The organism is Amycolatopsis sp. cmx-11-51 (assembly GCF_047608665.1).
Taxonomy (GTDB): domain Bacteria; phylum Actinomycetota; class Actinomycetes; order Mycobacteriales; family Pseudonocardiaceae; genus Amycolatopsis.
The window spans coordinates 665,579-688,351 of the sequence record NZ_JADNQO010000002.1 but is presented as its reverse complement, the minus strand read 5'-3'; the positions used below and the strand labels follow the sequence as shown (position 1 = coordinate 688,351).

18 protein-coding genes and 2 pseudogenes are annotated in these 22,773 nt (G+C 69.2%); 5 read left to right on the top strand and 15 right to left on the bottom strand.

Annotation, left to right across the window (positions count from 1 at the left end):
- Window positions 1–101: 101 nt before the first annotated feature.
- The 3 genes from ACM6LU_RS12160 to ACM6LU_RS12150 form a co-directional block, all read right to left on the bottom strand.
- Entirely contained in the window at window positions 102–770 is a 669-nt protein-coding gene (locus ACM6LU_RS12160; RefSeq protein ID WP_414937716.1) for an acVLRF1 family peptidyl-tRNA hydrolase, read from the bottom strand.
- Window positions 771–969: 199 nt separating this feature from the next.
- Entirely contained in the window at window positions 970–3,843 is a 2,874-nt protein-coding gene (locus ACM6LU_RS12155; protein ID WP_414937964.1) for a S8 family serine peptidase, read from the bottom strand.
- 237 nt (window positions 3,844–4,080) lie between these two features.
- On the bottom strand, window positions 4,081–5,643 hold the full coding sequence (locus ACM6LU_RS12150; RefSeq protein WP_414937715.1) for a deoxyguanosinetriphosphate triphosphohydrolase family protein: 1,563 nt from the start codon (window positions 5,641–5,643) through the stop codon (window positions 4,081–4,083).
- A 43-nt stretch (window positions 5,644–5,686) separates the two neighbouring features.
- On the opposite strand from ACM6LU_RS12150, the gene ACM6LU_RS12145 reads away from it, so the two are divergent.
- The 3 genes and pseudogenes from ACM6LU_RS12145 to ACM6LU_RS12135 all read left to right on the top strand — a co-directional run.
- Window positions 5,687–6,814: a lycopene cyclase family protein gene (locus ACM6LU_RS12145; RefSeq protein WP_414937714.1), complete on the top strand. Its 1,128-nt coding sequence runs from the start codon at window positions 5,687–5,689 to the stop codon at window positions 6,812–6,814.
- Window positions 6,815–6,886: 72 nt separating this feature from the next.
- Window positions 6,887–8,569 carry a GGDEF domain-containing protein gene (locus ACM6LU_RS12140; RefSeq protein ID WP_414937713.1) on the top strand — a complete coding sequence of 561 codons (1,683 nt, stop codon included), beginning with the start codon at window positions 6,887–6,889 and terminating at the stop codon, window positions 8,567–8,569.
- An 81-nt stretch (window positions 8,570–8,650) separates the two neighbouring features.
- Window positions 8,651–8,794 (top strand): annotated as a pseudogene (locus ACM6LU_RS12135) (adenylyl-sulfate kinase); the annotation flags it as partial.
- A 76-nt stretch (window positions 8,795–8,870) separates the two neighbouring features.
- Here ACM6LU_RS12135 and ACM6LU_RS12130 read toward each other — a convergent pair.
- The 4 genes from ACM6LU_RS12130 to ACM6LU_RS12115 are packed head-to-tail and all read right to left on the bottom strand — an operon-like array spanning window position 8,871 to window position 12,394.
- A complete protein-coding gene (locus ACM6LU_RS12130; RefSeq protein WP_414937712.1) occupies window positions 8,871–9,917 on the bottom strand; it encodes a serine hydrolase in 1,047 nt (348 codons plus the stop codon).
- Window positions 9,918–9,935: 18 nt separating this feature from the next.
- Window positions 9,936–10,589 (bottom strand): response regulator, encoded by a 654-nt coding sequence (locus ACM6LU_RS12125; RefSeq protein ID WP_414937711.1) that lies wholly within the window; start codon window positions 10,587–10,589, stop codon window positions 9,936–9,938.
- The gene (locus ACM6LU_RS12120; RefSeq protein ID WP_414937710.1) at window positions 10,586–11,815 is read right to left on the bottom strand and encodes a sensor histidine kinase; all 1,230 of its coding nucleotides are present in this window, start codon (window positions 11,813–11,815) and stop codon (window positions 10,586–10,588) included. The genes ACM6LU_RS12125 and ACM6LU_RS12120 overlap by 4 nt, the downstream gene beginning before the upstream one ends.
- A 9-nt stretch (window positions 11,816–11,824) precedes the next feature.
- Window positions 11,825–12,394 (bottom strand): TetR/AcrR family transcriptional regulator, encoded by a 570-nt coding sequence (locus ACM6LU_RS12115; RefSeq protein WP_414937709.1) that lies wholly within the window; start codon window positions 12,392–12,394, stop codon window positions 11,825–11,827.
- Window positions 12,395–12,483: 89 nt separating this feature from the next.
- Here ACM6LU_RS12115 and ACM6LU_RS12110 point away from each other — a divergent pair, with 89 nt between their 5' ends.
- Entirely contained in the window at window positions 12,484–13,701 is a 1,218-nt protein-coding gene (locus ACM6LU_RS12110; RefSeq protein ID WP_414937708.1) for an MFS transporter, read from the top strand.
- A 12-nt stretch (window positions 13,702–13,713) separates the two neighbouring features.
- Window positions 13,714–15,681, top strand: coding sequence for an AarF/UbiB family protein (locus ACM6LU_RS12105; protein ID WP_414937707.1), 1,968 nt, complete (start codon window positions 13,714–13,716; stop codon window positions 15,679–15,681).
- Between the two features lie 10 nt (window positions 15,682–15,691).
- On the opposite strand, the pseudogene ACM6LU_RS12100 reads toward ACM6LU_RS12105, so the two are convergent.
- The 8 genes and pseudogenes from ACM6LU_RS12100 to ACM6LU_RS12065 form a co-directional block, all read right to left on the bottom strand.
- Window positions 15,692–16,022: pseudogene (locus ACM6LU_RS12100) on the bottom strand (YnfA family protein).
- 220 nt (window positions 16,023–16,242) lie between these two features.
- On the bottom strand, window positions 16,243–16,650 hold the full coding sequence (locus ACM6LU_RS12095) for a metal-sulfur cluster assembly factor (protein ID WP_414937706.1): 408 nt from the start codon (window positions 16,648–16,650) through the stop codon (window positions 16,243–16,245).
- A complete protein-coding gene (sufU, locus tag ACM6LU_RS12090) occupies window positions 16,647–17,096 on the bottom strand; it encodes a Fe-S cluster assembly sulfur transfer protein SufU (protein ID WP_076163767.1) in 450 nt (149 codons plus the stop codon). Before sufU ends, ACM6LU_RS12095 begins: the two co-directional genes overlap by 4 nt.
- Window positions 17,093–18,454 (bottom strand): cysteine desulfurase, encoded by a 1,362-nt coding sequence (locus ACM6LU_RS12085; protein ID WP_414937705.1) that lies wholly within the window; start codon window positions 18,452–18,454, stop codon window positions 17,093–17,095. Before ACM6LU_RS12085 ends, sufU begins: the two co-directional genes overlap by 4 nt.
- Window positions 18,455–18,494: 40 nt before the next feature.
- Window positions 18,495–19,265: a Fe-S cluster assembly ATPase SufC gene (sufC, locus tag ACM6LU_RS12080; protein ID WP_396561227.1), complete on the bottom strand. Its 771-nt coding sequence runs from the start codon at window positions 19,263–19,265 to the stop codon at window positions 18,495–18,497.
- A 35-nt stretch (window positions 19,266–19,300) separates the two neighbouring features.
- Window positions 19,301–20,500 (bottom strand): Fe-S cluster assembly protein SufD, encoded by a 1,200-nt coding sequence (sufD, locus tag ACM6LU_RS12075; protein ID WP_414937704.1) that lies wholly within the window; start codon window positions 20,498–20,500, stop codon window positions 19,301–19,303.
- A 2-nt stretch (window positions 20,501–20,502) separates the two neighbouring features.
- A complete protein-coding gene (sufB, locus tag ACM6LU_RS12070) occupies window positions 20,503–21,909 on the bottom strand; it encodes a Fe-S cluster assembly protein SufB (RefSeq protein WP_409492618.1) in 1,407 nt (468 codons plus the stop codon).
- A 38-nt stretch (window positions 21,910–21,947) separates the two neighbouring features.
- Entirely contained in the window at window positions 21,948–22,709 is a 762-nt protein-coding gene (locus tag ACM6LU_RS12065) for a helix-turn-helix transcriptional regulator (RefSeq protein ID WP_414937963.1), read from the bottom strand.
- Window positions 22,710–22,773 lie beyond the last annotated feature (64 nt).

The following is a 22,773-nucleotide window of genomic DNA, read 5'->3' as shown; positions in this document are numbered from 1 at the left end:
ACTCGCCTGCCGACGGCAGGCGAGGAGCTCACTCCAAGAGGATGTCCACGCGATCAGTGTACGGGCCGCTGTCGAGCGATTTTATCCGACCGTGCCCGACGTCACGGCCCGGAGAGGGTGATTTCGACCGCGACCGCGCGTTCGGCGGCGTCGTCGAGCACCGTGCGGCGTGGTTCGGCGATGTCGAGGACGCGGAGTTCCGCACGAGCGAACAACGGCGCCAGCCGTCGGTCCTCGCGCAGTGTTTCCAGTGCCCGGCGGTCACCTCCGAGCACGACAGCGTCCACTTCGGACAGTTGCGGGACGAGTACTTCGAACGCGTCCTCGGCGGCGGAACGAAGTGCGACACGCGCCTGCCCCTCCCGGCGCCGCGCGAACCGCTGCTGCGACCAGCCGCCCGCCGCGGACCGGCCCTGCACGAGATGCCGGTCCGTTCTGGACTGGACGATCACTCCCCCGCGCGCGATCCCGACGCTGTGCCCGCCGCGGCGCACCAGCAGGAGCGCGATCCTCCGCGACATCAGCGCGTGCTCGACGAGCGGGGTGATGGCCAGCCCGTCCACGGTTCCTTCCGCGTCCAGCGGTCCGAAAGGGACGGTCGCGACGGCGGCGACTCCGTTGTCCGCGGTGACCGTGACGGTGTCGGGGCTCAGTTCGGTCTCGCGGACGCCTTCGTTGCGGACGGCGAAGCGGGCGTACCAGCCTTCGAGGCGGTCCGGGGCGACTTCGACCGCCCTGCCGCCGCCGGCTACCTGCCGCTCCTTCGCCATGTGCTCAATTTACGTGAAGGACCCTGTCCTGTACCTAGGCGCAAGCAAGGGAGCCTTCAAGTACTTGCCGAGCAGGTGGCAAGTCCGTGAGGGCCTCCTTGAGGGACTCTGGGTCCCTTAAGGAGGCCTTCACGGACTTCAGGATGGGCGCTGGTGTCACAGGCGCATTAGGGTGACGCCCCACAAGCGCGTGTAAGGGCTAGACCGGCTTCACCGGACCACGCCCGACCGACTTCCCGACGTTCGCGGGCCGCTCAGCCACCCCGGGCTGCACGAAACCGTTGACGTGCAAGGAAATCGAGCGGATCGAGCCGGTGTCGCCACCGGCGACGTCCACCGCGGTGAACTTCCAGACCCCGTCGGCCGCCGTACCGGTGGTCAGGCCGCCGAGCGGCTGTACCGGCTTGTAGGTACCGGTGAACGGAGCGCTCGCCGCGGGCGCCGAGCTGAACAGAGCGGCCGCGGTGTCGGCGAAGACGACCTGGCACAGGTTGTTACCCGAGCCGCCGCCGCGCTGGAACACGGTCACCTTGGCGCCCGAAGGCGAGGTCAGCGTGCCGACCAGGTCACCGGCGTACGAGTGGTTGATGCCCACCGTCGTCGACGTCTGGTCGGTGTCGCACGTGGCCCCGTCCACCGAGAACGTCAGCTTCGACGCGCGCCCGACACCGCTGACCGTGATCGGCACGGTCACGCCGGTCGGGTCGCTGTCCGGGATGGCAACGGCGTCACCGGCGTAGGCGAAGTTCCGCGTCACCGGCGACGGGGTGCCGACCGGCAGCGAGAACGTCGACGTGGTCGGCGAGAACGAACCGGCGAACGTCACCCTGGCGTTCAGCACCACCGGAACACCCAGTTCCTGCGTGGCGGGAACGGTGATGGTGAAGTCGTTCACGCCGGTCTGGCCGGGGCTGATCGTGCCGTACGACTTCGCCCGCGGTGCCACCGTGACACCGGGGGTCGGGCTGGTGAGCACGACGCTGGTCGAGTTCGCGGTGCCGTCGCCGCGGTTGGTCACCGGCAGGGTCACCTTGGCGGTGTCACCCGGGTCGAGTGCGGAACCCCCGTCGGCAGGGGTGACCGTCGGCCGGCCCGCGGTCGCGAGCGGCTGCGGGCTGGCACCGGTGTAGGCTAGCACCTTGTCGGCGAGGATGACCCCGGCGCCGCTGGAGTTGTCGCGGCCGGGGGTCAGGATGTCGACGGCGGTGTTGATCAGCGCCTCGCGCACGTCGGCCGGGGGCAGCCCCGGGTTACCCGAGAGCACCAGGCCCGCGATCGCGGCGGCGTGCGGCGCGGCGGCCGACGTGCCGTAGAACGTGGTGAAGCCGGTGACACTGGTGGAGACACCGTCGGCCGCGGTGATATCCGGCTTGGCGCGGACCTCACCTCCGGTCCCGGACACGTTGCCCGGGGTGATCGGGGTGCCGTCGGCCTGGTAGAACATCCGCCGCGGACCGTCCGATGTGAACCGTTCGACCTTCGTGGTGGCGCCGAAAGCGCCGGGGAACGGGCCCGTCGGGTTGGCCGGGTCTCCCGGTTCGAGTGCACGCGGGAACGCCTTGGCCGCCGGGGCCGCCGCGACGCTGAACGCGTCCCGAGCGGCCGAGTGGCCCACGGTCACGCCGGGGCTGGTGTAGGCCTTCAGGCCGTCGGCCGAATCGGTGAACCGGCCGCGCAGCGCGGACAGCGACAGGTAGCGGCCCTCACCGGAGAACTTGACGATGGCCAGCCGGAGCCCGGCCGCACCGGTGGTGTCCACCCGCTCGTAGGCGTCCTGGGTCCCGGTCTGGTTGTCCTGGCTGAAGTCCACGACGTTGCCGGCCGCGTTCAGCAGGTACAGGTCGTAGTCGTTGTTCGAACGGCCCAGCGGGTCCGACCAGAACAGCGTGACCGGCACGGCGCCGGACGCGTTCGAGATCGGCTCGAAGATCTGGTTGCCCGCGGCGCCGGCGAAGTTGTGCGCGGTGCCGGCGAACTTGCCGACGCCCTTGCCGGAGTCGACGAAGTCGCCTTCCCAGTGGCCCGAGGTGCCGTCGGCGACGTTGCCCTCGTTACCGGCCGAGGAGAAGTACAGCGCGCCGTTGGCGGTCACGTCGTTCACGGCCTGGGCGATGATCCAGTCCTGGAACGGCGATTCCTTGAAGTACAGGACGTCGTCGACGATGACGTCGCAGTGCGCGTCGAAGCGCAGCTTGCGGATGTTGTCGGCGAAACTGGCGTCGGAGTTGAACGCGCTGGCGAAACCGAGCGACGCGTTCGGCGCGAGATCGTGGATGATCTCGAGCATCGCGGTGCCTTCGTCGCCGTCACCCTCCTGTCCGGGGATCACGTCGACGCCCGCCGGGAGTTCGCCGCGCGCCTGCGAGGTCGCGAGCGAGTCGATACCGTCGGACAGCGCGCAGATCTTGGTGCCCACCCCGGTGACGCCGAACTGCTGGCGCGCGGTGTCGACGTTGTGCGCGCGGTCCCCTTCACTGTTGATCGGCCCGGCGGCGGTGCCGACCTGCCCCTTGGCCTCGACGGCCTTCTTCAGCTCTGCCGCGATCCGGTCGGCCTTCTCCTGTTTGCTCTCCCGCCTGCCCGCGACGGCGGGTTCGGCGAGCTGGCGGGCGGTGAACGCCTCGTTGGCGGTTTCGACCTTCTTGACGTCGGCGCGGCCCGCGATCGCCGGAACCGCGTTCAGCGGCACCTCGGCGCGGACACTTCCGTAACGTTCGGAGACCGCGCGAATCCCCGCACCGGATTCACGGAGGCCCTTCAGGAGTCCTTCCGAGACCTGGCCCCGGATGTCCACGAGTACGGTGCCGGCCGCGGAGACCTTCGCCCCAGACCCCAGTGCGGGAACCGCGGAGGCCGACATACGCTGAGCGCGGAGTTTCTGTTCGACGAGCAATCGGCTGTCCACTTTGGACTCACCGGTGCTCTGACTCTTTTTGATCGACTGCAGGGCCTCGATCTGCCGGACGGTGTTCTCCGAGAACGCGTCCGGGGACTGGCCGGTTTCCGCCGCCGCGACGGGCGGGCCGACCAGGCCGAGCGCGGTGACGAGCACCGCGCTGCCCGCGGTCAGGATCGTTCTTCTTCTTCTACTAGAACGGGTTGGACGCACGTGCGCCTCCGATTTCTGGGCGCGTGCCCCGACTCACGCTGACCAATACCGGCGATCACCGGCTGGATCAAGCTAAGTACCGCGCGTGCACCGTTGGCAGAGGCCGTTCGAGTGACGTCAGAATGGGATTTTCCGTTTTCGGCCGCAGAACGTAGGCCGAACAGCGTAATCGCATGGTCACGGTGTACTGGGGGACCGGCCTCAAAGGACGAAAGAGTCCGACCAAGGCTGCGAGGCACGGCCGGACAAGCCGTCCAAAAGGGTCACCGCCTGTTTGTCCGTCAGCGACGCCACGAAGTCGACCACCGCCCGCCCGCGCGCGAGCCCGCGCAGGGCGTCGGCACCGGTGACCGGCTCCCCGGTCGCTCCGACGAGCAGCTCCGGCGCCGTCCGCGCGAGGTCGTTGAATTCCGACCGCGCCAGCTCCACCAGATCGTGCAGCCGCCGCGGGAGCCGGTAGAACTCGTCACGGTCGAGCAGCCAAGCGTCGAGCGCGTCGACCAGCGTGGTCACCAGGCTCGCCTGTCCGCGCTGGTGCAGCGCCAGTTCCGGACGCAGCAGCACGAACCGGCGGTGCACGAATTTCAGCACCTGCACCTCGTGCCACTGCGCGGGCCGCAGCGTGAGATGGCCTGTCCTGGTCGAAGGTGACGGCACCACCTGTACGCCGTCGACGAGCCGCGCGGTCCACTTCGAGGAGAAGGCGGCGGTGGCCTGCTCGGCCTCGATGGAACCGTCGAACCCGGTGGCGAGCAGGCCGTCGACGAGTTCGGCGCGGACACGGGCGACGGCGCTGGTGAAGGCGTCGTCGTCGACGATCCAGCCGTCCTTGGCGTGCATCCGGCGGCGCAGCCGTTCCAGCGAACGCCCCGGGAGCCGCCGTTCGGCGGTCAGTGTCGTGTCGTCCAGCCCGGCCAGGTCCACCGCGTGGTCGACCCAGCCGCTGAACTCGGCCGCGACCGGCGCGTGCTGCAGGACGCCGATCCGGTGGAAGTCCTGGAGGTCGTGGATGGCGTACGCGATGTCGTCGGCAGTGTCCATCACGGACGCTTCGACGGTCTGCTGCCACGGCTCGATACGCCCCTCGAAGGGCACTCGCGCCTGAGTGAAGTCGTCGAGTTCGGTGCTGTAGGCGGAGAACTTGCTCGCGCCGGTGCCGGGGGCGTCGGCCGGTTCTGCCGCGCCACGCGGCTGGACGTCCATCGACGTCGGATGCGGATCGGGGACGTGCAGCCGCGCCCACGGGTACTTCAGCACCGCGGCACGTACCGCCGTGGTGAGGTCGAGCCCGGACGCGGACGGCCCGCGGACGTCGGTCGTCGTGATGATCCGGAACGACTGCGCGTTGCCTTCGAAGCCGTCGGCGAGGCCGAACCGGTGCCGGGCGATCCGATCGAGGGTCTGTTCCCCCAGGTGCCCGAACGGCGGATGCCCCAGATCGTGCGCGAGCGCGGCGGCCTCGGCGACGTCCGGGTCGCAGCCGCCCAGTTTCGCGGCGAGTTCGGCGGAATCGCTGCTCGCGTTGATCCGCTCGGCGATCGCGCGCGCGACCTGCGCGACCTTGAGGCTGTGCGTGAGCCGGTTGTGCAGCAGCCCGGCGCCCCCGGCGCTCACCACCTGGGTCACCCCGCCGAGCCGGGCGAAGAACGGCGACGCCGCGATCCGGTCCCGGTCGATCCGGAACGGGCTCGTGGCGAGATCGCTGAACCCGGCGCTCTCGCTCTCCGGGTCTCGACGCCACGTCCTCGGATCCGTCTGTTCCATGCGTCACACCGTATCCGTCGCGGTGCCGTGATGAGATGCCCAGGTGGCGGACGTGGTGATCGCGGGCGGCGGCCCGGCCGGGCGGGCCCTCGCGCGTGCCTGCGCGAGACGCGGACTGGCGACGACCCTGGTCGACCCGGCTCCGGGCAGGCGCTGGCCGGCGACCTACGGGCTGTGGGCCGACGAGCTGCCGGCGTTGCCCGCGAGCGCCGTCGCCTGCGCGCCTTCGACGACGCTCGCCTTCGGAACCGGACCGCATGTCCTCGATCGGCGGTACCTCGTGGTGGACAACGCCGGTCTGCGCGACTGGCTGACCGGCGGCTATGACGTCGCCGCCGGGACGGTGTCCGGAGTCGATCACGGCAAACACGGAACATCGGTGCGCCTCGAGGACGGGCGGGTCCTCGCGGCAGGTCTGTACTTCGACGCCACGGGTGCCCGGCCCCGGGGAAACCGGTACGAACAGACGGCGTTCGGCGCCGTCCTTCCCGCCGAGGACGCACTAAGACTGGTCGACAGCCCGGACACCGCCGTGTTCATGGACTGGCGCGGCAGCGAACAGGCCTTCCTGTACGTGCTGCCGCTCGGCGACGGCACCGTCCTGGTCGAGGAAACCTCGCTGGCCCGCAGGCCCGGCCTGCCGCTGGACGTACTGGCGGCGCGGCTGCGAGCCCGCCTGACGGACGCCGGGCTGACGTCGCGCGGGCGCGAAGAGCGCGTCCGGATCGTGCTCGATGTGCCGTCGCCCCGGCGCGGCCGGACGGTGCCGTTCGGGGCGGCCGCCGGGCTGGTGCATCCGGCGACCGGGTACAGCGTGGCGACGTCGGTGCGGCTCGCGGATCCGGTCGCCGACGCCGTAGCCCAGGCCTGGGAGCGAGGGCCCGCGGAAGCCGCGTCGGCCGCTCACCGCGCGCTGTGGCCGTCCTCGGCCCGCACCGTGCACGGGTTGCGGCGGCACGGACTGCGGGCGTTGTGCGGGATGCCGCCCGAACTGGTCCCGGCGTTCTTCGAGCTGTTCTTCACCCTGCCCACCGGACTCCAACGGGCTTTCACGTCCGGTAGCGAAGACGTTTCGGGTACCGCCGAAGCGATGTCGGCACTTTTCCGAATAGCGCCATGGCAAGTAAGAAAACACCTGATCGGGTGGCGTGCACTACGCCGTTCTAGGTAACCCTGGTGCCTGCACGATGAACATCAGTCGACACGTGTTTCGTTTCGTGACATCTCCAGCGAACATTCGCTTGTGACGTTGCAGATCGCGGTCCGCTTCGCTTACCAGCCGTTGTACAGCCTGCACACCGGTGGCGTCGTCGCGTTCGAAGCCCTGGCACGGCCGGGCCGCGGCACCGCCCACGAACTGCTCGCCGACGCCCGGCGCAGCGGCAGGCTGGCCGAGGTCGACATCGGCCTGGCCGCCGAAGCCGTCCGGCAGCAGAACGAGCCGCAGACCACACTCCCACTGCACCTGAACCTGTCCGCGCGGACGCTGGCCGCGCCGCCGTCGAGGTTCGAGCCGCTGACCGACGCGCTCGGGCTGTCCGGCCGCCGGACCAGGGACGTCGTGCTGGAGATCGGGCCGCCCTTCTCCCAGGTCCCCGCCGACCAGCTGCTCAGCGGAATGCGGCGGCTCACCGAACTCGGCTTCCGGCTCGCGCTCGACGGCCTCGGCCGTGGCGACCTCCCGCTCACGCTGCTCGCCTCCGCTCCGATCGACCTGGTGAAACTGGACCGCAGCGTGCTGCGCGGCCTGCCGCACGACCCGGCCGCCGTCGCGGTGGTCGAGTCGGTGCTGCATTTCGCGTCGCGCACCGACAACCGGCTGGTCGCCACCGGGCTCGAAACCACCGAGCAGCTGGAGTCCGCACGCAAACTCGGCGTGCGGATCGCGCAGGGCAACCTGCTCGCCCCGCCGGACGGCGACCACGCGCCGCTGCCCGCTCCGGACGCGCCAGGCCCGTTCATCCCCGGCACCGCCCGCGCGCGCCGAGTCGGCGACTTCCTCCGGCCCGCGACCACCCTGCCGGAGGACGCGACCTGCGACGACGTGCGCGAGGTGCTGGCCGCCTCCGACGGGCCGAGCGGCATCGTCGGCATCGACGACCGGCACCGTCCACAGTGGTCGATCGACCGGACGCGGTTCCTGGTCGCAGTGACCGGGTTGTACGGCCACGCCCTGCACGCCAAACGGCCCGCGTCACGGCTCGCCGACCAGCCGCACACGATCCACGCCGACGCGAGCGCGCTGGAGTTCCTCGAACTGGTCACCGACGCGGACTGGAGCCGGACCGGTGACGACGTCGTGGTGGTCGACGACCGCGGGCGCTGCCTCGGGGTGGTGCTGGTGAACGAGGTCGTCCGCGGGGTCGCGGAGGCGAAGGTCGAAGAGGCCGTCTCCCTCAGCCCGCTGACGCGGCTGCCCGGCAGCGACGCCGTCGCCAGGGACGTCGACCGCCGGATCAACGCGCGGGAACCGTTCGTCGCGGCCTGGCTGGACGTCGACTCGTTCAAGACGGTCAACGACACGGCGGGGTTCGCCGCGGGCGACGACCTGATCCGCACGCTCGGCCGGACGCTCACCGACCTGGAGTCCCGGCTGCGCCGGATGCGCGTCAGCCACGTCGGCGGGGACGACTTCCTGATCGCCTGCGACGTCGACGAGATCGGCACGGTCGCCGCCGCGCTGCTGGACACGCCGTGGTCGGCGGACGGGCTGCCGGTGACGGTGTCGCTCGCGACCCTGGTGTGCGGCAACGGCGCGATCCGGTCCTACAAGGACGCTTCTCGGCTCTTGGCGCCGTTGAAGAAGCGCGCCAAGGAGGTTCCCGGGTCGAGCTGGGTGCTCGGGCGGCCGGGCTCGGAGCGCGTCGAGGTGCTGCGCGGGATCACGACGCGAGGTCTCCCCGCCCAACGCGCCGCCGGCTTCTGACCCCCTCCGCGTTTCGTCCTCTAGTTGCGGTAGTTGGTAGCGCGAACTACCGCAACTAGAGGACGGAACGCGGGAGTGTCAGAGGGGATGTACGCGAAGGCGAGGGCGGGCGAGATCACCGGGGTGGACGCTCCCTACAAGCGTCCCGAGACCCCGGATCTGGTGCTGCGCCCGGAAAACGGGGATCCCGCCTCGATGGCCGCGCTGATCCTCGCCGCCCTCGACTGGCTGAAAGGCGCTTTCCCCGCATGCGATGCGGGGAAAGCGCCCTTCACCGCGTCCTATGCGGGGAAAGTCCCCTTCAGCCGCCGTTGGAGGTTCGGTACGGAGCGGTCGCGTAGGTGCGGGCCGTGGTGGCGGTCAGCTTCTCGACCGAACGGAACATCGCCTTGCCGAGCCTGGTCCGCGCCTTCACCGCCGGGTGCGTCGAGGCGTAGTCGTCCTTGTTGACCGCCGCGTCGCCCGAGAACGCGCCCGACGCGAACAGCGAGTAGGTGAGGATCGGCTTGCCGTCCGCGCTGAACATCACGCCCGCCTCGCTGCGGCCGTCGTTGAACCAGCCGGCCTTGGTGGCGACCCGCAGCCGCTCGGCCGAAGTCAGGTCGAGCCGCACGCCGTCGGTGAACGCGCTGAGCGAACGCAGGATGGTGAGCAGGTACTCGGTCGACTTCGCCGAAAGCAGCGTTCCGCCGACCAGTTTCCGCAGCAGCGTATGCGTCTCGGCCGGGGTGGTCCTGCCGAGGAAGAACCGGTTCGGGTTCGCGACGGGAACGACCTGCGTGTGCACGAAACCCTTGCCACGCAAGATCTCATTGACTTCGGCGGCGGGGCAGACCAGCCCGCACAAGCGGACGGCGGTGTTGTCGGACAGCGTCAGCAGCGCGGCCATCGCGTGCCCGAGGGTCACCGAACTGGGGTACGCGCCGTCGAGGCCGAAGATGCCGTCGGTGTCCTTGATGACGATGTCGGCCGTGACGTCGACGCGCTGGTCCAAAGTGAGCAGTCCGCGGTCGATCTTGTCGAGCACCGCGGCGGCGACAGCGATCTTGTTGACGCTGTAGGCCTCGACGACCTCGTCGGCCCGCTCGGCGACGGCGGGAACCAAGTCCCCGGCGGAGTCCGCGACGCTGACGTAGGACGACCAGGTTCCGCCCGCCTTCGCGGTTTCCCGCGCGTACACCTGGAAAATCCGGCGCGCGGCGGACGAGGCGTCTTTGGCCACTGTGTCTACTTCGGTGTCTACTTCGGCGTCTTCAGCGCCGGCGACCTGTGCCGTTCCGAGCACCGCACCCGCGGCCGCGACCGTGCCCAGACCCAATAAGCGACGGCGGTTCACGTTCGTTTCCACCTGGGAACCCTACCGCGCTCAGCCCGCCGGTGTGACGAATCCGGTGTCGTACGCCTTGATCACCGCTTGCGTCCGGTCTCTCGCGCCCAGTTTCGAGAGCACGTTCCCGACGTGCGTCTTCACCGTCTGCACACCGAGGTACAGCTCGCCCGCGATCTCCACATTGGACAGTCCACCCGCCATCAGCCGCAGCACCTCGCGTTCGCGTTCGGTGAGCCCGGCTCCGGCGAGACCGTCCTGCGGGCCCCGGTTCGCCTGCTGCGCGGCCAGCCGCCGGATCGCGGCCGGGAACAGCAGGGACTCTCCCGCCGCCACGGTCCGGATCGCCGCGACGATCTCCTCGGGCCGGGCCCGCTTCAGCAGGAAACCGCTCGCACCGGCGAGCAGGGCGTCGTAGACGTAGTCGTCGTTTTCGAAGGTGGTCACCACGATCACCTTCGGCGGGTTGGCAAGAGTGGACATCAGATGGGTGGTCGCCCGGATCCCGTCGATCGAGGGCATCCGGACGTCCATCAGCACGACGTCGGGCCGGAACCGCGAGACCATACCCGGCACCTCGGCACCGTCGGCCGCCTCACCGACGACCTCCAGATCGGGCTCGGAAGCGACGATCGCCCGCAGCCCGGCCCGGATCAGCTGTTCGTCGTCGACCAGCAGCACCTTCGTGCTCATCGCCGTTTCCCCCATGGCACCGCCACCTCGACCCTCCAGCATCCGTCCGCACGGCCCGCGGTGATCGTGCCGCCGAGCACGTCCACCCGTTCCGCCATTCCCCGCAGCCCCCGGCCGCCCCCGTCCCGTGACGGGGCCGCGGCACCGAGCGGGTTGGTCACCCGCAGCCGCAACAGCTCCGATCCGGCGTCGACGAGCACCGACACCGGCACCTTACCGGCGTGCCGCAGCGCGTTCGTCAGGCATTCCTGCAAGATCCGGTACGCCTCGCGCGAAACGACCGGCGGCACCGACGACGGTTCGCCCCGCACCTCCGCCGTCACCTCGGCGCCCGCCAGTCGCGTGGCCTCGATCAGCGCGGACAGCTCCGCCAGCCCCGACTGCGGCATCCGCGACGAGGCCTCCTCCCGCAGCAGGCCCAGCACGTGGTCGAGGTCGCCCAGCGCGGCGCGGGCGGAGTCCTCGATGGCGGTGAGCGCCTGCTCGGTGAAGTCCGGATCGGACCGGAGGGTCCGGCGCGCGGCCCCGGCCTGGATGGTCACGACGCTGAGCGCGTGCCCCACCGAGTCGTGCAGTTCCCGCGCCAGCCGGTTGCGTTCGGCGAGTTGTTCGGTGCGCTTCTCCAGCTGGGCGATCCGTTCGGCGGCCGAGACACCCAGCAGGCTCCGGGCGACGCGGGTCAGCACCGCACCCGCTCCCCACACCACATACGCCAGCGCGACGACGCCGAGCAGGAAGGCCAGCGGGATCCACGCGCTCGCCCAGCCATCCGGCACCACGATCGGGTCCTCTGTGGACAGTGCGATTTGGCCGGTGAACGGGGCCGCGATGGTGAAACCGAATCCGACCGGGACGAACAGGCTCGCCAGGCTGATGACGCAACCCGTGCCCACGTGCAGCAGGTACATCGCCGTCGACCGCAGCCGGACGGGCCAGCTTCCCGCGGGCCCGAACGTCACTCCCGGCACGGGATCGTCCAGCAGTTCCCGTACGGCCGCGCCCTCCAGCACCCGGACGGCGGGGATGAACGACGACGCGATGATCACCAGGACGAGGGTGATCATCGCGATGACGACCCCGCGCTCCACCGTCACGACGAGGGGCAGCAGCGACGGCACCACGATGGCGGCGAAGAGCACATACGGCACGCTCAGGGCGCCGCCGAGGATGAAATAGACCCACCTGCGGTAGGTCGCCCGGTCCACGAGCGGGCCGAAAAGTCGCATGCGCTCTTTCTAGCGTGTGAGGGATCCTCGCGGATCCCTCAGCAGTATCTCCGCGATCTCCCTCGCGAGCGTGACCCGATGCGCGTCGCCGTCGATGCCGGTGTGCGCGACGGCGCCCTCCAGCAGGAGGAAGAGCTGCTCCGCGAGCCGCTCCGGATCGGCGGCACCCGGAACGTCCTCGCGGAGGAGTTCGGTGAACTTCGCCCGTACCGCCGCCTTATGCCGCCGGATCACGTCGAGCCCGGGATGTCCCGCGGGCAGTTCGGCGGCCGCGTTGAGGAAGGCGCACCCCCGGTCGCTCCCGAGCTTCGGGTGCTCGACGTAGGCGTCGAAGACCGTCAAGGCCCGGGGCGCGTCGGCCTCCGCCAGCCGCTGTTCGAGATACGCCCACCAGACGTCATGACGGCTTCGCAGGTACGCGACCGTGAGGTCCGTCTTCGATCCGAAGCACGCGTACAGCGTCTTCTTCGTGACGCCCGCGGCTTCGGCGATGGCAGCGACGCCCACGGCGTTCAGACCGTCTCGATAGAACAACGTGCTCGCCGCGCTCAGGACGCGCTCGCCCGCCGGTGTCAGCATGCCTCGACTATACCGATCGGTTGACCTGGGCGCGAAATACGGGAACACTCCCCGCGTATACCGATCGGTATACCTCTGGAGGAGAGCTGATGGTTTCTTCGTACAAACACGAGCTGACGCTCACCGCAGCCGGGTTGTCGCTGATCGCGGTCTCCTACGGACTCGCGAGGTACGCGTACGGCCTGTTCGCGCCGACTCTCCGGGATGTTTTCAACCTTGACGGCGGCATGCTCGGCGCCATCGCCGCGGGCAGTTACGTCGCGTACTGCCTCGCCGTCATCGCCTCGACCGCCGTCACGAGCCGCTGGGGTGCGCGGACGGGCGCGCTCGCCGCCGGGGCGACCGCCACCGCGGGGACCTCGCTGATCGCGGCCGCGCCGAACGCCGCCGTCCTCGCCCTCGGCGTCGTCCTGGCCGGAGCCAGCACCGGGCTGGCCTCCCCGTCGCTCGCGGACGCGGTCTCCCGCGTCGTCCGCGTGACCCGCCGCGACCGAGCCCAGTCCGTCGTGAACGCCGGAACCGGGCTCGGCGTTCTGGTGTCCGGCCCGGTCTCCCTGCTCGCGATCGGCGACTGGCGGCTGGCCTGGTGGGCCTTCGCCGGGGCATCGGCGCTGGTGACACTGTGGATCTCCCGCGTCGTGCCGTCGGTCAAGGAAGGCCGGAAGATCGGTCTGCCGTCGCCGCTGTTCCCGCCAGCCACCGGTCGGCTGCTGCCTGCCGCCGCGGCACTCGGCCTGGCCAGCGCGGCGATCTGGACGTTCGGCCGGGACATCGCCGTGAGTGTCGGCGGTCTCAGTGAGACGGCCTCGACGGTGGTGTGGATCGTCCTCGGCGCCGTCGGCCTCGCCGGCGCGTTCACCGCCGAGCTGACCTCACGGGCAGGACTGCGCCGAGCCTGGTCGGCGGGGATGGTCCTGTTCGCCGTCGCCACCGCGCTCTTCGCTCTCGCCACCCGGTCGCTCCCGGCGCTCATCATCGCGGCGGCACTTTTCGGGGCCGTCTACATCGGACTGACCGGAGTGCTGATCCTCTGGGGCACCAGGGCCTATCCGACGGCACCAGCCTTCGGTGTCGGCGTGTCCTTTCTGATGCTGGCGCTCGGTCAGGCCATCGGAGCGCCGCTCATCGGCCTCCTCGGCGACCTCATCGACCTTCGCGCCGGGTTCCTCGCCGCCGCCGCGATCGCGGTCCTCGGTGTCCTGTTCGCGCCCCGAGAGGCGACCACGACCTACAACTTCGGGGTCCGTTCCCTCTCAGGGGTGAGTACCGTCCCGCCGGAGCAGGAATCCCGTGCGGACTGCGCGTGATGTACTCCTCGCATGAACCTGCTGCTCGGCCTGCTCACCCTACCCGTGTACGCGCTGATGCTGTGGCCGCTCGTCGTCGCCGCCCGCCGCGTGCTGGGAGTGCGGATCGGCGTGGTCCGCGCGTTCTGCGCCGCCGGTTTCGGCTGGCTCGTCGCGGGCGGCATCCTCAGCGCGTTCCCCACACCGATGTACGCGAGTGGCGGCGCCTTCGTCGGACTGATCATCCCGGTGGCGGGCGGTGCTTTCCTGGCGACGCTGATCTTCCTGTTCGTCGCGGAATTCGTCCTGCCGTCAGGCGCCGGACTCGGGCTGATCGGCCGGATCCGGTCCCTGCGCCGTCGCGTGGCCCGGACGCGGCGCTACTCGCAGATCACCCGGATCGCGATCAAGCACGGCCTCGGCCGCTACCTCACCGGCCGCCGCGAACCCGGCCTCGCCAAGGTCCGGCACGCCAAACTGGCGCGATCGCTGCGACGCGCGCTCGAAGAGGGCGGCGTGACGTTCGTGAAGCTCGGCCAACTGCTCTCGACGCGGTCCGACCTGCTCCCGCCGGTGTTCATCGAGGAGCTGAGCAAACTCCAGGACCAGGTCGCCTTCGCGGACGCCGACGAGATCGCCACCGTGCTCCGGGAGGAACTGGGCGGCGACCCGGACGAGATCTTCGCCGAGTTCGACCCGAAGCCGATCGCGGCCGCGTCGATCGCGCAGGTCTACCGGGCGAAGCTGCGTGACGGGCAGGACGTCGTCGTCAAGGCGCAGCGGCCCGGTGTGCAGGTACTGGTCGACCGTGACCTCGACATCGTCCGCCGGGTGGCGGCCGCGCTGGACCAGCGCGCGGACTGGGCACGTTCGCTCGGCGTCGTCGACCTCGCCGAAGGGTTCGCCGACGCGCTGGTCGAGGAGCTCGATTTTCGCACGGAGGCCAGGAACATCGAAGCGGTCGCCGCGGCCTACCCCGGCACCGAGGTCGCGCTGCCGACCGTCCACAAGGCACTGTCCACCGAACGTGTGCTGGTGATGCGGCATCTCGACGGCAAGCCGCTCGCCACCGCCCGGGAGCAGGTGCCGGTCGCGGAGCGGGCCAAGCTCGCGCGGTCGATGCTGCGATGCGTGCTCGGCCAGGTGATGGGCAGCGGCGTCTTCCACGCCGACCCGCATCCCGGCAACGTCCTGCTGCTCACCGACGGCAGGCTGGGCCTGCTCGACTTCGGCTCTGTGGGACGGCTGGACTCGGGACTGCGCGGCGGGCTGCAGAACCTGATCCTCGCCCTCGACCGCGGTGACCCGGCCGCGTTGCGCGACGGGCTGCTGGAGATCGTCGACCGGCCGGACGAGATCGAGGAGCAACGGCTGGATCGGGCGCTGGGCGCCTTGGTGGCCAAGCATTTCAACCACGGGCAGGCCCCGGATCTGGACATGTTCACCGACCTGTTCCGGGTGATCGCCGACTTCCGGCTCAGCGTGCCCCCGCCGATCGCCGCGGTGTTCCGCGCACTGGCCACTTTGGAGGGAACGCTGGCCGCGCTGGCGCCGGGATTCAACATCGTCGTCGAATCCCGCGCCTACGCCGCCGAGCAAGTAGGTGCCGGATTGCGGCCGGAGTCGCTGCGCGCCACCGCCACCAACGAACTGCTGGCGCTCCTGCCGGTGCTGCGCCGCCTGCCCCGCCGCGTCGACCGGATCGGCAACGCACTGGAGCAGGGCAGGCTTTCGATCAATGTCCGGCTGTTCTCCGACGAACGCGACCGCGACGTGATCACCGGCCTGGTGCACGAAATCCTGCTGGCGTTCGTCGGCGCGGCCACCGGACTGATGGCCGTGCTGTTGCTGGCAAGCGCGACCGGCCCGGAGATGCTGCCCGGCGTCACGCTGCACCAGATGTTCGGCTACAACCTGCTGGTGGTCAGTGCCCTGGTGGGATTGCGACTGCTTTTCGTCGTTTTCCGGCGGACCGGGCAACGCTCACGATCGCCCCGATGACCCCGGTCACTCAACCCCGGGGCGCGTACATGATGACCCCGACCCCCGCCAGGCAGATCAGCGCGCCGAGGACGTCGTAGCGATCCGGCCGGTAGCCGTCGGCGACCATGCCCCACGCCAGCGATCCCGCGACAAACACTCCCCCGTACGCGGCGAGGATACGGCCGAAGTTCGCGTCGGGTTGCAGTGTCGCGACGAAGCCGTAGAGGCCCAGCGCGACGACGCCCGCACCGATCCAAAGGTAACCGCGATGCTCCCGCACGCCTTGCCAGATCAGCCAGGCGCTCGCCGATCTCGAGGAGCGCGGCGAGCGCGAAGAGGGAGATGGAGCGAAAGACCATGCCGTTACCCAACCAGGCACGCGCGCCCTCGCCGCACCGTATAGGTCGTTATACAAATACGTGACTGTGTGGAAATAGAACCACTCAACATTCCTATTTCCCCACACCCCTTGGCAGCCAATCCGTGAAGGCCTCCTTAAGGGACTCTGGGTCCCTTAAGGAGGCCTTCACGGACTTGGGGCATTCCAGGCCTACCCAGGCTGGGAGTACATGAAGGAGGTCAGACGGTGAAGCCGAGCGCCCGCAACTGTTCGCGGCCGTCCTCGGTGATCTTCTCCGGGCCCCACGGCGGCATCCAGACCCAGTTGATCCGGAAGTCCTTGACCAGTCCGGTTCCTCCGCCGACGAGCGCGGCACCGGTCTGGTCTTCGATGACGTCGGTCAGCGGGCAGGCCGCGGACGTCAGGGTCATGTCGATGGTGGCGGTGTTGTCCGCCTCGACCCGGATGTCGTAGACCAGCCCGAGGTCGACGACGTTGATGCCCAGTTCGGGGTCGACGACGTCGCGCATCGCCTCTTCGAGGTCCTCGACCTTCGCCACGTCGGCGGTGTCCGGGGCGGCGGCGGTCTCGGCATCGAGGTCGGCTGCGGTGCGCCCCTCGCGGGTTTCGGTCTGCTGTTCGGTCATGCCGTCTCAACTCCGTTGGTCGTGCGGGCGACGGCGTCCTTGAACGCCATCCATCCGAGCAGGGCGCATTTCACGCGGGCCGGGTACTTGGCGACGCCGGCGAAGGCGATGCCGTCCTCCAGCACCTCCTCGTCCGGCTCGATCTGCCCCTTGCCCTGCATCAGCTCGACGAAGGCGTCCATGGTGGTGAACGCCTCCTCCACGGTGTGCCCGACGACGAGATCCGTCAAGACCGACGTGGACGCCTGGCTGATCGAGCAACCTTGTCCCTCGTAGGAGATGTCGGCGACCTTCCCGTCGTCGACCTTCACCCGCAGGGTCACCTCGTCGCCGCAGGTCGGGTTGACCTGGAACGACTCACCGTCGAACGGCTCGCGCAGACCGCGGCCGTGCGGGTTCTTGTAGTGGTCCAGGATGATCTCCTGGTACATGCTCTCCAGGTTCACTGTGCGGAACTCCCCTGGGCGACCCCGAAGAACTTCTGCGCCTCACGCACACCGTTCACCAGCGCGTCCACTTCGGTCAGCGTGTTGTAGACGTAGAACGACGCGCGCACGGTCGCCGGGACCGAGCAGGCCCGGTGCAGCGGCCACGCGCAGTGGTGCCCGACGCGGACGGCGATGCCGAGGCTGTCCAGCACCTGGCCCGAATCGTGCGGGTGGACGCCGTCGATGACGAACGAGACCAGTCCGCCGCGGTCGGCCATGTCGGTGGGGCCGATGATCCGCACGCCGGGGATCTCACCGAGCCCGGCCAGCGTCGCCTCGGTGAGGACGTGTTCGTGCGCGGCGACCCGGTCCATGCCGATCGACGACAGGTAGTCGGCGGCCGCGCCAAGACCGACGGCCTGCGACGTCATCGGGGTGCCCGCCTCGAACCGCTGCGGCGGCGCGGCGAACGTGGTCTGCTCCATGCGGACCATCTCGATCATCGAGCCACCGGTCAGGAACGGCGGCATCGCTTCGAGCAACTCGCGGCGGCCGTAGAGGACACCGATGCCGTACGGGCCGACCATCTTGTGTCCGGCGAAAACGGCGAAGTCGACGTCCAGGTCGTGGAGGTCCACGGGACCCTGCCCGTGAACACCGTGCGGCACCGACTGGCAAGCGTCCAGCACGACCAGCGCGCCGACCTTGCGGGCCTTCTCCACCAGGAACTTGACCGGGTTGATCGTGCCGAGCACGTTGGACTGGTGCGTGAACGCGAGCACCTTGGTCCGCTCGGTGATCAGCTCGTCCACATTGGACAGATCGAGACGGCCGTCGGCGGTGACGGAGAACCACTTCAGCGTCGCGCCGGTGCGCTGGCAGAGCTGCTGCCACGGCACCAGGTTCGCGTGGTGCTCCATCTCGGTGATGACGATCTCGTCGCCGGGACCGATCTTGAACCGCTCGGCACCGGGTCCGGCCGTGGCGGCGTTGCTCATCGCGTAGGCGACGAGGTTGATTCCCTCGGTGGCGTTCTTGGTGAACACCAGCTCGTGCGGGGAGGCGCCGACGAACTCCGCGATCCGCACCCGGGCGGACTCGTAGGCGTCGGTCGCCTCCTCGGCGAGCTGGTGCGCGCCGCGGTGCACCGCGGCGTTCGAGGTCTCGAGGAACCGACGCTCGGCTTCGAGCACCTGCGCCGGTTTCTGGGACGTCGCACCGGAATCCAGATACACCAAGGGTTTCCCGTCCCGCACGGTGCGGGTCAGGATGGGGAAGTCGGCCCTGATGGTCGCTACGTCCAGCGGTGCGGCCCGACCCGACGTACTTGTTCCAGCGGAGGGTCCATCAGGAGAGTTAGCCGTGGTGGTGGTCATCGGGCCAACTCCTCTCGGTGTAGTCGCGAAATTCCCAGGATCAGACAGCGGCGGTCTCGGCGGAGCCGGTGTACTTGACGTACCCGTTCTCCTCCAGCTCGTCCGCGAGTTCACGGCCGCCGGACTCGACGATCTTGCCGCCGGCGAAGACGTGCACGAAGTCGGGCGTGATGTGCCGCAGGATCCGCGTGTAGTGCGTGATCAGCATGACGCCGGCGTCGTTGCTCGCCTTGAACTCGTTGACGCCCTCGGACACGACGCGCAGCGCGTCGACGTCGAGGCCGGAGTCGGTCTCGTCGAGGATGGCGATCTTCGGCTTGAGCAGCGCAAGCTGCAGGATCTCGTGGCGCTTCTTCTCGCCGCCGGAGAAGCCCTCGTTCACCGAACGCTCGGCGAACTCGGACGAGATCTCCAGTTTGCCCATCTCCTCCTTGACCTCCTTGACCCAGTGGCGCAGCTTGGGGGCCTCGCCACGGACCGCGGTGGCCGCGGTGCGGAGGAAGTTGGACATGGACACGCCCGGTACCTCGACCGGGTACTGCATGGCGAGGAACAGGCCCGCGCGGGCGCGCTCGTCGACGCTCATCTCCAGCACGTCCTCACCGTCGAGCAGGACCTGCCCGGAGGTGACTTCGTACTTGGGGTGACCGGCGATGGCGTAGGACAGTGTGGACTTGCCCGAACCGTTGGGGCCCATGATCGCGTGGGTCTCGCCCGACTTGATGGTCAGGTTGACGCCCTTGAGGATCTCCTTGGGGCCCTCCTCGGTCGTGACCGAGGCGTGCAGATCCTTGATTTCCAGCGTAGGCATTTCTTTCCTAAAGTCTGATGTGGACGGACGAGGGCTTAGACGCCCACGGCTTCGAGCTCGGCTTCGATCGCGGCCTCGAGACGCTCGCGCACCTCGGGAACGCCGATCTTGACCAGGATCTCGTGGAAGAACCCGCGTACGACCAGGCGCCGCGCGGCGTCCTCGCCGATTCCACGCGACTGAAGGTAGAACAACTGCTCGTCGTCGAACCTTCCCGTCGCGCTCGCGTGCCCGGCGCCTTCGATCTCACCGGTCTCGATCTCCAGGTTCGGGATCGAGTCCGCCCGCGCGCCCGGCGTCAGCACCAGGTTGCGGTTGAGCTCGTAGGTGTCGGTGGCCTCGGCGGCCGCCCGGATCAGCACGTCGCCGACCCACACGGTGTGCGCGCCGTCACCCTGTAGTGCGCCCTTGTACATCACCCGCGACTTGCAGTTCGGCACGGCGTGGTCGACGAAGAGACGGTGCTCCTGGTGCTGTCCTTCGTCCGCGAAGTACAGGCCGAGCATCTCGACATCGCCGCCCTTGTCGGCGAAGGTCGCCGTCGGCGAGACGCGAACCAGGTCACCGCCAAGGGTGATGACGATGTGCTTGAGCGTGGCGTCGCGGCCGAGCTTCAGGTGCTGCTCGGACACGTGCACCGCGTCGTCGGCCCAGTCCTGGACGCTGACCACGGTCACGTTCGCCGAATCGCCGATGACGAACTCGACGTTGTCGGCGTAGGTGCCGGAGCCGACGTGGTCGAGGACGATGACGGCCTCGGAGAACTGCTCGGCGCGGACCTGCAGATGCCCGTAGGCGACCTCGCCCTCGCCGGGGCCGGTGATCTTCACCGTCGACGGCTTCGACGCCTTGGTCTCCTTGGGCACCGTGATGACGGTGGCCTCGGTGAACGCCGAGTACGCCTGCGCGGCGATCCGGTCGCTCGGGACACCCGCGACGCCGAGGCGCTCGTCGTCCCGGCCGACCTGTTCGATCTTCAGTTCGGGCGCGGCGTCGGACTCGACGGTGGCCGAACCCGAAGCGGTGGCGGACCCGTCGTGCAGACCGCGCAGCCGCTTCATCGGAGTGAAGCGCCAGTTCTCCTCACGACCGCCGGGGACCTCGAAGGCCTCGACGTCGTGGGAGGTGAAGCGCTCCGCGCGAGAGGTCGCCGGCACCACTGTGCCTCCAGAGCCGGCGGGCTCGCGAACCCCTTCGCGCATCGCTTCGGAAACGTTGTTCTCGGTAACCGACATGACTAGCCGACGGACCCTTCCATCTGAAGCTCGATCAGGCGGTTCAGCTCGAGCGCGTACTCCATCGGCAGCTCACGCGCGATGGGCTCGACGAACCCGCGCACGATCATCGCCATGGCCTCGGCCTCGTCGAGACCGCGCGACATGAGGTAGAACATCTGGTCTTCGCTGACCTTCGAGACGGTCGCCTCGTGGCCCATGGAGACCTCGTCGTTGCGGATGTCGACGTACGGGTACGTGTCCGACCGCGAGATCGTGTCGACCAGCAGCGCGTCACAGACCACGCTGGACCGCGAGTGGTGTGCCCGCTTCGCGATCTTGATCAGGCCGCGATAGGAGGTGCGGCCACCGCCGCGCGCCACCGACTTCGACACGATGGTCGAGGAGGTGTGCGGCGCCAGGTGCTCCATCTTCGCGCCGGCGTCCTGGTGCTGGCCCTCGCCCGCGAAGGCGACCGAGAGGACCTCGCCCTTGGCGTGCTCGCCCATCAGGAAGACGGACGGGTACTTCATCGTGACCTTGGAACCGATGTTGCCGTCGATCCACTCCATGGTCGCGCCCTCTTCGCACTTGGCGCGCTTGGTGACCAGGTTGTAGACGTTGTTCGACCAGTTCTGGATGGTCGTGTAACGGCAGCGGGCGCCCTTCTTCACGATGATCTCCACGACCGCCGAGTGCAGCGAGTCGGACTGGTAGATCGGCGCGGTGCAACCCTCGACGTAGTGCACGTAGGCGTCTTCGTCGACGATGATCAGGGTCCGCTCGAACTGGCCCATGTTCTCGGTGTTGATCCGGAAGTAGGCCTGCAGCGGGATGTCCACCTTGACGCCCTTGGGCACGTAGATGAACGAGCCGCCGGACCACACCGCGGTGTTCAGCGCGGAGAACTTGTTGTCCCCGGCCGGGATCACGGAGCCGAAGTACTCCTTGAAGATCTCCGGGTGCTCCTTGAGCGCGGTGTCGGTGTCCAGGAACAGGACGCCCTGCGCCTCCAGATCCTCACGGATCGAGTGGTAGACGACCTCGGACTCGTACTGCGCGGCGACACCGGCGACGAGGCGCTGCTTCTCCGCCTCGGGGATGCCGAGCCGGTCGTACGTGTTCTTGATGTCCTCGGGCAGGTCTTCCCAGGAGGTGGCCTGCTTCTCACTGGACCGCACGAAGTACTTGATGTTGTCGAAGTCGATCCCGGAGAGGTCCGCACCCCAGTTAGGCATCGGCTTCAAGTCGAAGAGCTTGAGCGCCTTCAGTCGTGCTTCGCGCATCCACTCCGGCTCGGACTTCTTCGAGGAGATGTCGGTGACGACGTCCTCGTTCAGTCCGCGACGGGCAGTAGAGCCCGCCTCGTCGGAGTCCGCCCAGCCGAACGCGTACTTGCCAAGGGACTCGATGGTCTCTTCCTGGCTCATGGGCGCGGTGGTGGGAGTGCGCTGCTCGGCAGCGGCAGTCATGCGGGTTTCCCTCCATTCGGGATCCGTGCTGTGCGCCCTGGAGAGGGCGCCGTGCTTCCCGGCGCGGGTGTGGCCGGGTGACCCGCCGAAGCGACGGGTACGTGTGTGGTGCACGCGTTGTCACCGCGTGCGATGGTCGCCAGTCGCTGCACGTGAGTACCCAGGAGTTCCGCGAAAGCCTCTGTCTCGGCTTCACACAACTGGGGGAACTCGGCGGCGACGTGGGCGACCGGGCAATGGTGCTGGCAGAGCTGTTCACCGACCCCGACCTGGCGGGTCGACGCAGCGTAACCCTCCCTGGTCAGCGCCGCAGCGAGGGCCTCGGCGCGAGCGGCGGGATCCGTGTGCTTGGCGATGGCCTCTTGATGCGGGCCGACCAGCGAAGCTACACGGGCCTCCGCGAAGGCCTTCACGGCGTCTTCGCCGGCGTGTTCGGAGAGGAACCGGATGGCCGAGGACGCGAGATCGTCGTAAGCGTGTCCGAACCGGGCGCGGCCCGCTTCGGTGAGCAGGAAGTTCTTGGCGGGACGGCCTCGTCCACGGGGGCCACGACGGGGCGCGTCGCGGGTCTCGGCCTCGCCGTCGGCCAGGAGCGCGTCCAGATGACGGCGGACGGCGGCGGCGCTGATCCCCAGCTGCTCGGCGACCACGATGGCGGTCATCGGACCCTGTTCCAGCAGCAAGCGGGCCACTTCGTGCCTGGTCCGGCCCTCGGGGCCGACCTGGACGGGGACAGGCTGGACGTCGGCGCGCGACATGTCGCCACCGGCCTCGTCCCGTGTCTCCGTCTTTTTCACAACACAAGTGTGACGTATTTCCGGG

What these genes read in the sequence shown, in the direction of transcription:
- sufD (WP_414937704.1), bottom strand. Translation starts at nt 20,500, where the DNA reads ATGTCGGTTACCGAGAACAACGTTTCCGAAGCGATGCGCGAAGGGGTT.
- ACM6LU_RS12160 (WP_414937716.1), bottom strand. Translation starts at nt 770, where the DNA reads ATGGCGAAGGAGCGGCAGGTAGCCGGCGGCGGCAGGGCGGTCGAAGTC.
- ACM6LU_RS12065 (WP_414937963.1), bottom strand. Translation starts at nt 22,709, where the DNA reads ATGTCGCGCGCCGACGTCCAGCCTGTCCCCGTCCAGGTCGGCCCCGAG.
- ACM6LU_RS12120 (WP_414937710.1), bottom strand. Translation starts at nt 11,815, where the DNA reads ATGCGACTTTTCGGCCCGCTCGTGGACCGGGCGACCTACCGCAGGTGG.
- ACM6LU_RS12115 (WP_414937709.1), bottom strand. Translation starts at nt 12,394, where the DNA reads ATGCTGACACCGGCGGGCGAGCGCGTCCTGAGCGCGGCGAGCACGTTG.
- sufB (WP_409492618.1), bottom strand. Translation starts at nt 21,909, where the DNA reads ATGAGCCAGGAAGAGACCATCGAGTCCCTTGGCAAGTACGCGTTCGGC.
- ACM6LU_RS12105 (WP_414937707.1), top strand. Translation starts at nt 13,714, where the DNA reads ATGAACCTGCTGCTCGGCCTGCTCACCCTACCCGTGTACGCGCTGATG.
- ACM6LU_RS12125 (WP_414937711.1), bottom strand. Translation starts at nt 10,589, where the DNA reads ATGAGCACGAAGGTGCTGCTGGTCGACGACGAACAGCTGATCCGGGCC.
- ACM6LU_RS12110 (WP_414937708.1), top strand. Translation starts at nt 12,484, where the DNA reads ATGGTTTCTTCGTACAAACACGAGCTGACGCTCACCGCAGCCGGGTTG.
- sufC (WP_396561227.1), bottom strand. Translation starts at nt 19,265, where the DNA reads ATGCCTACGCTGGAAATCAAGGATCTGCACGCCTCGGTCACGACCGAG.
- ACM6LU_RS12095 (WP_414937706.1), bottom strand. Translation starts at nt 16,650, where the DNA reads ATGACCGAACAGCAGACCGAAACCCGCGAGGGGCGCACCGCAGCCGAC.
- ACM6LU_RS12085 (WP_414937705.1), bottom strand. Translation starts at nt 18,454, where the DNA reads ATGACCACCACCACGGCTAACTCTCCTGATGGACCCTCCGCTGGAACA.
- ACM6LU_RS12150 (WP_414937715.1), bottom strand. Translation starts at nt 5,643, where the DNA reads ATGGAACAGACGGATCCGAGGACGTGGCGTCGAGACCCGGAGAGCGAG.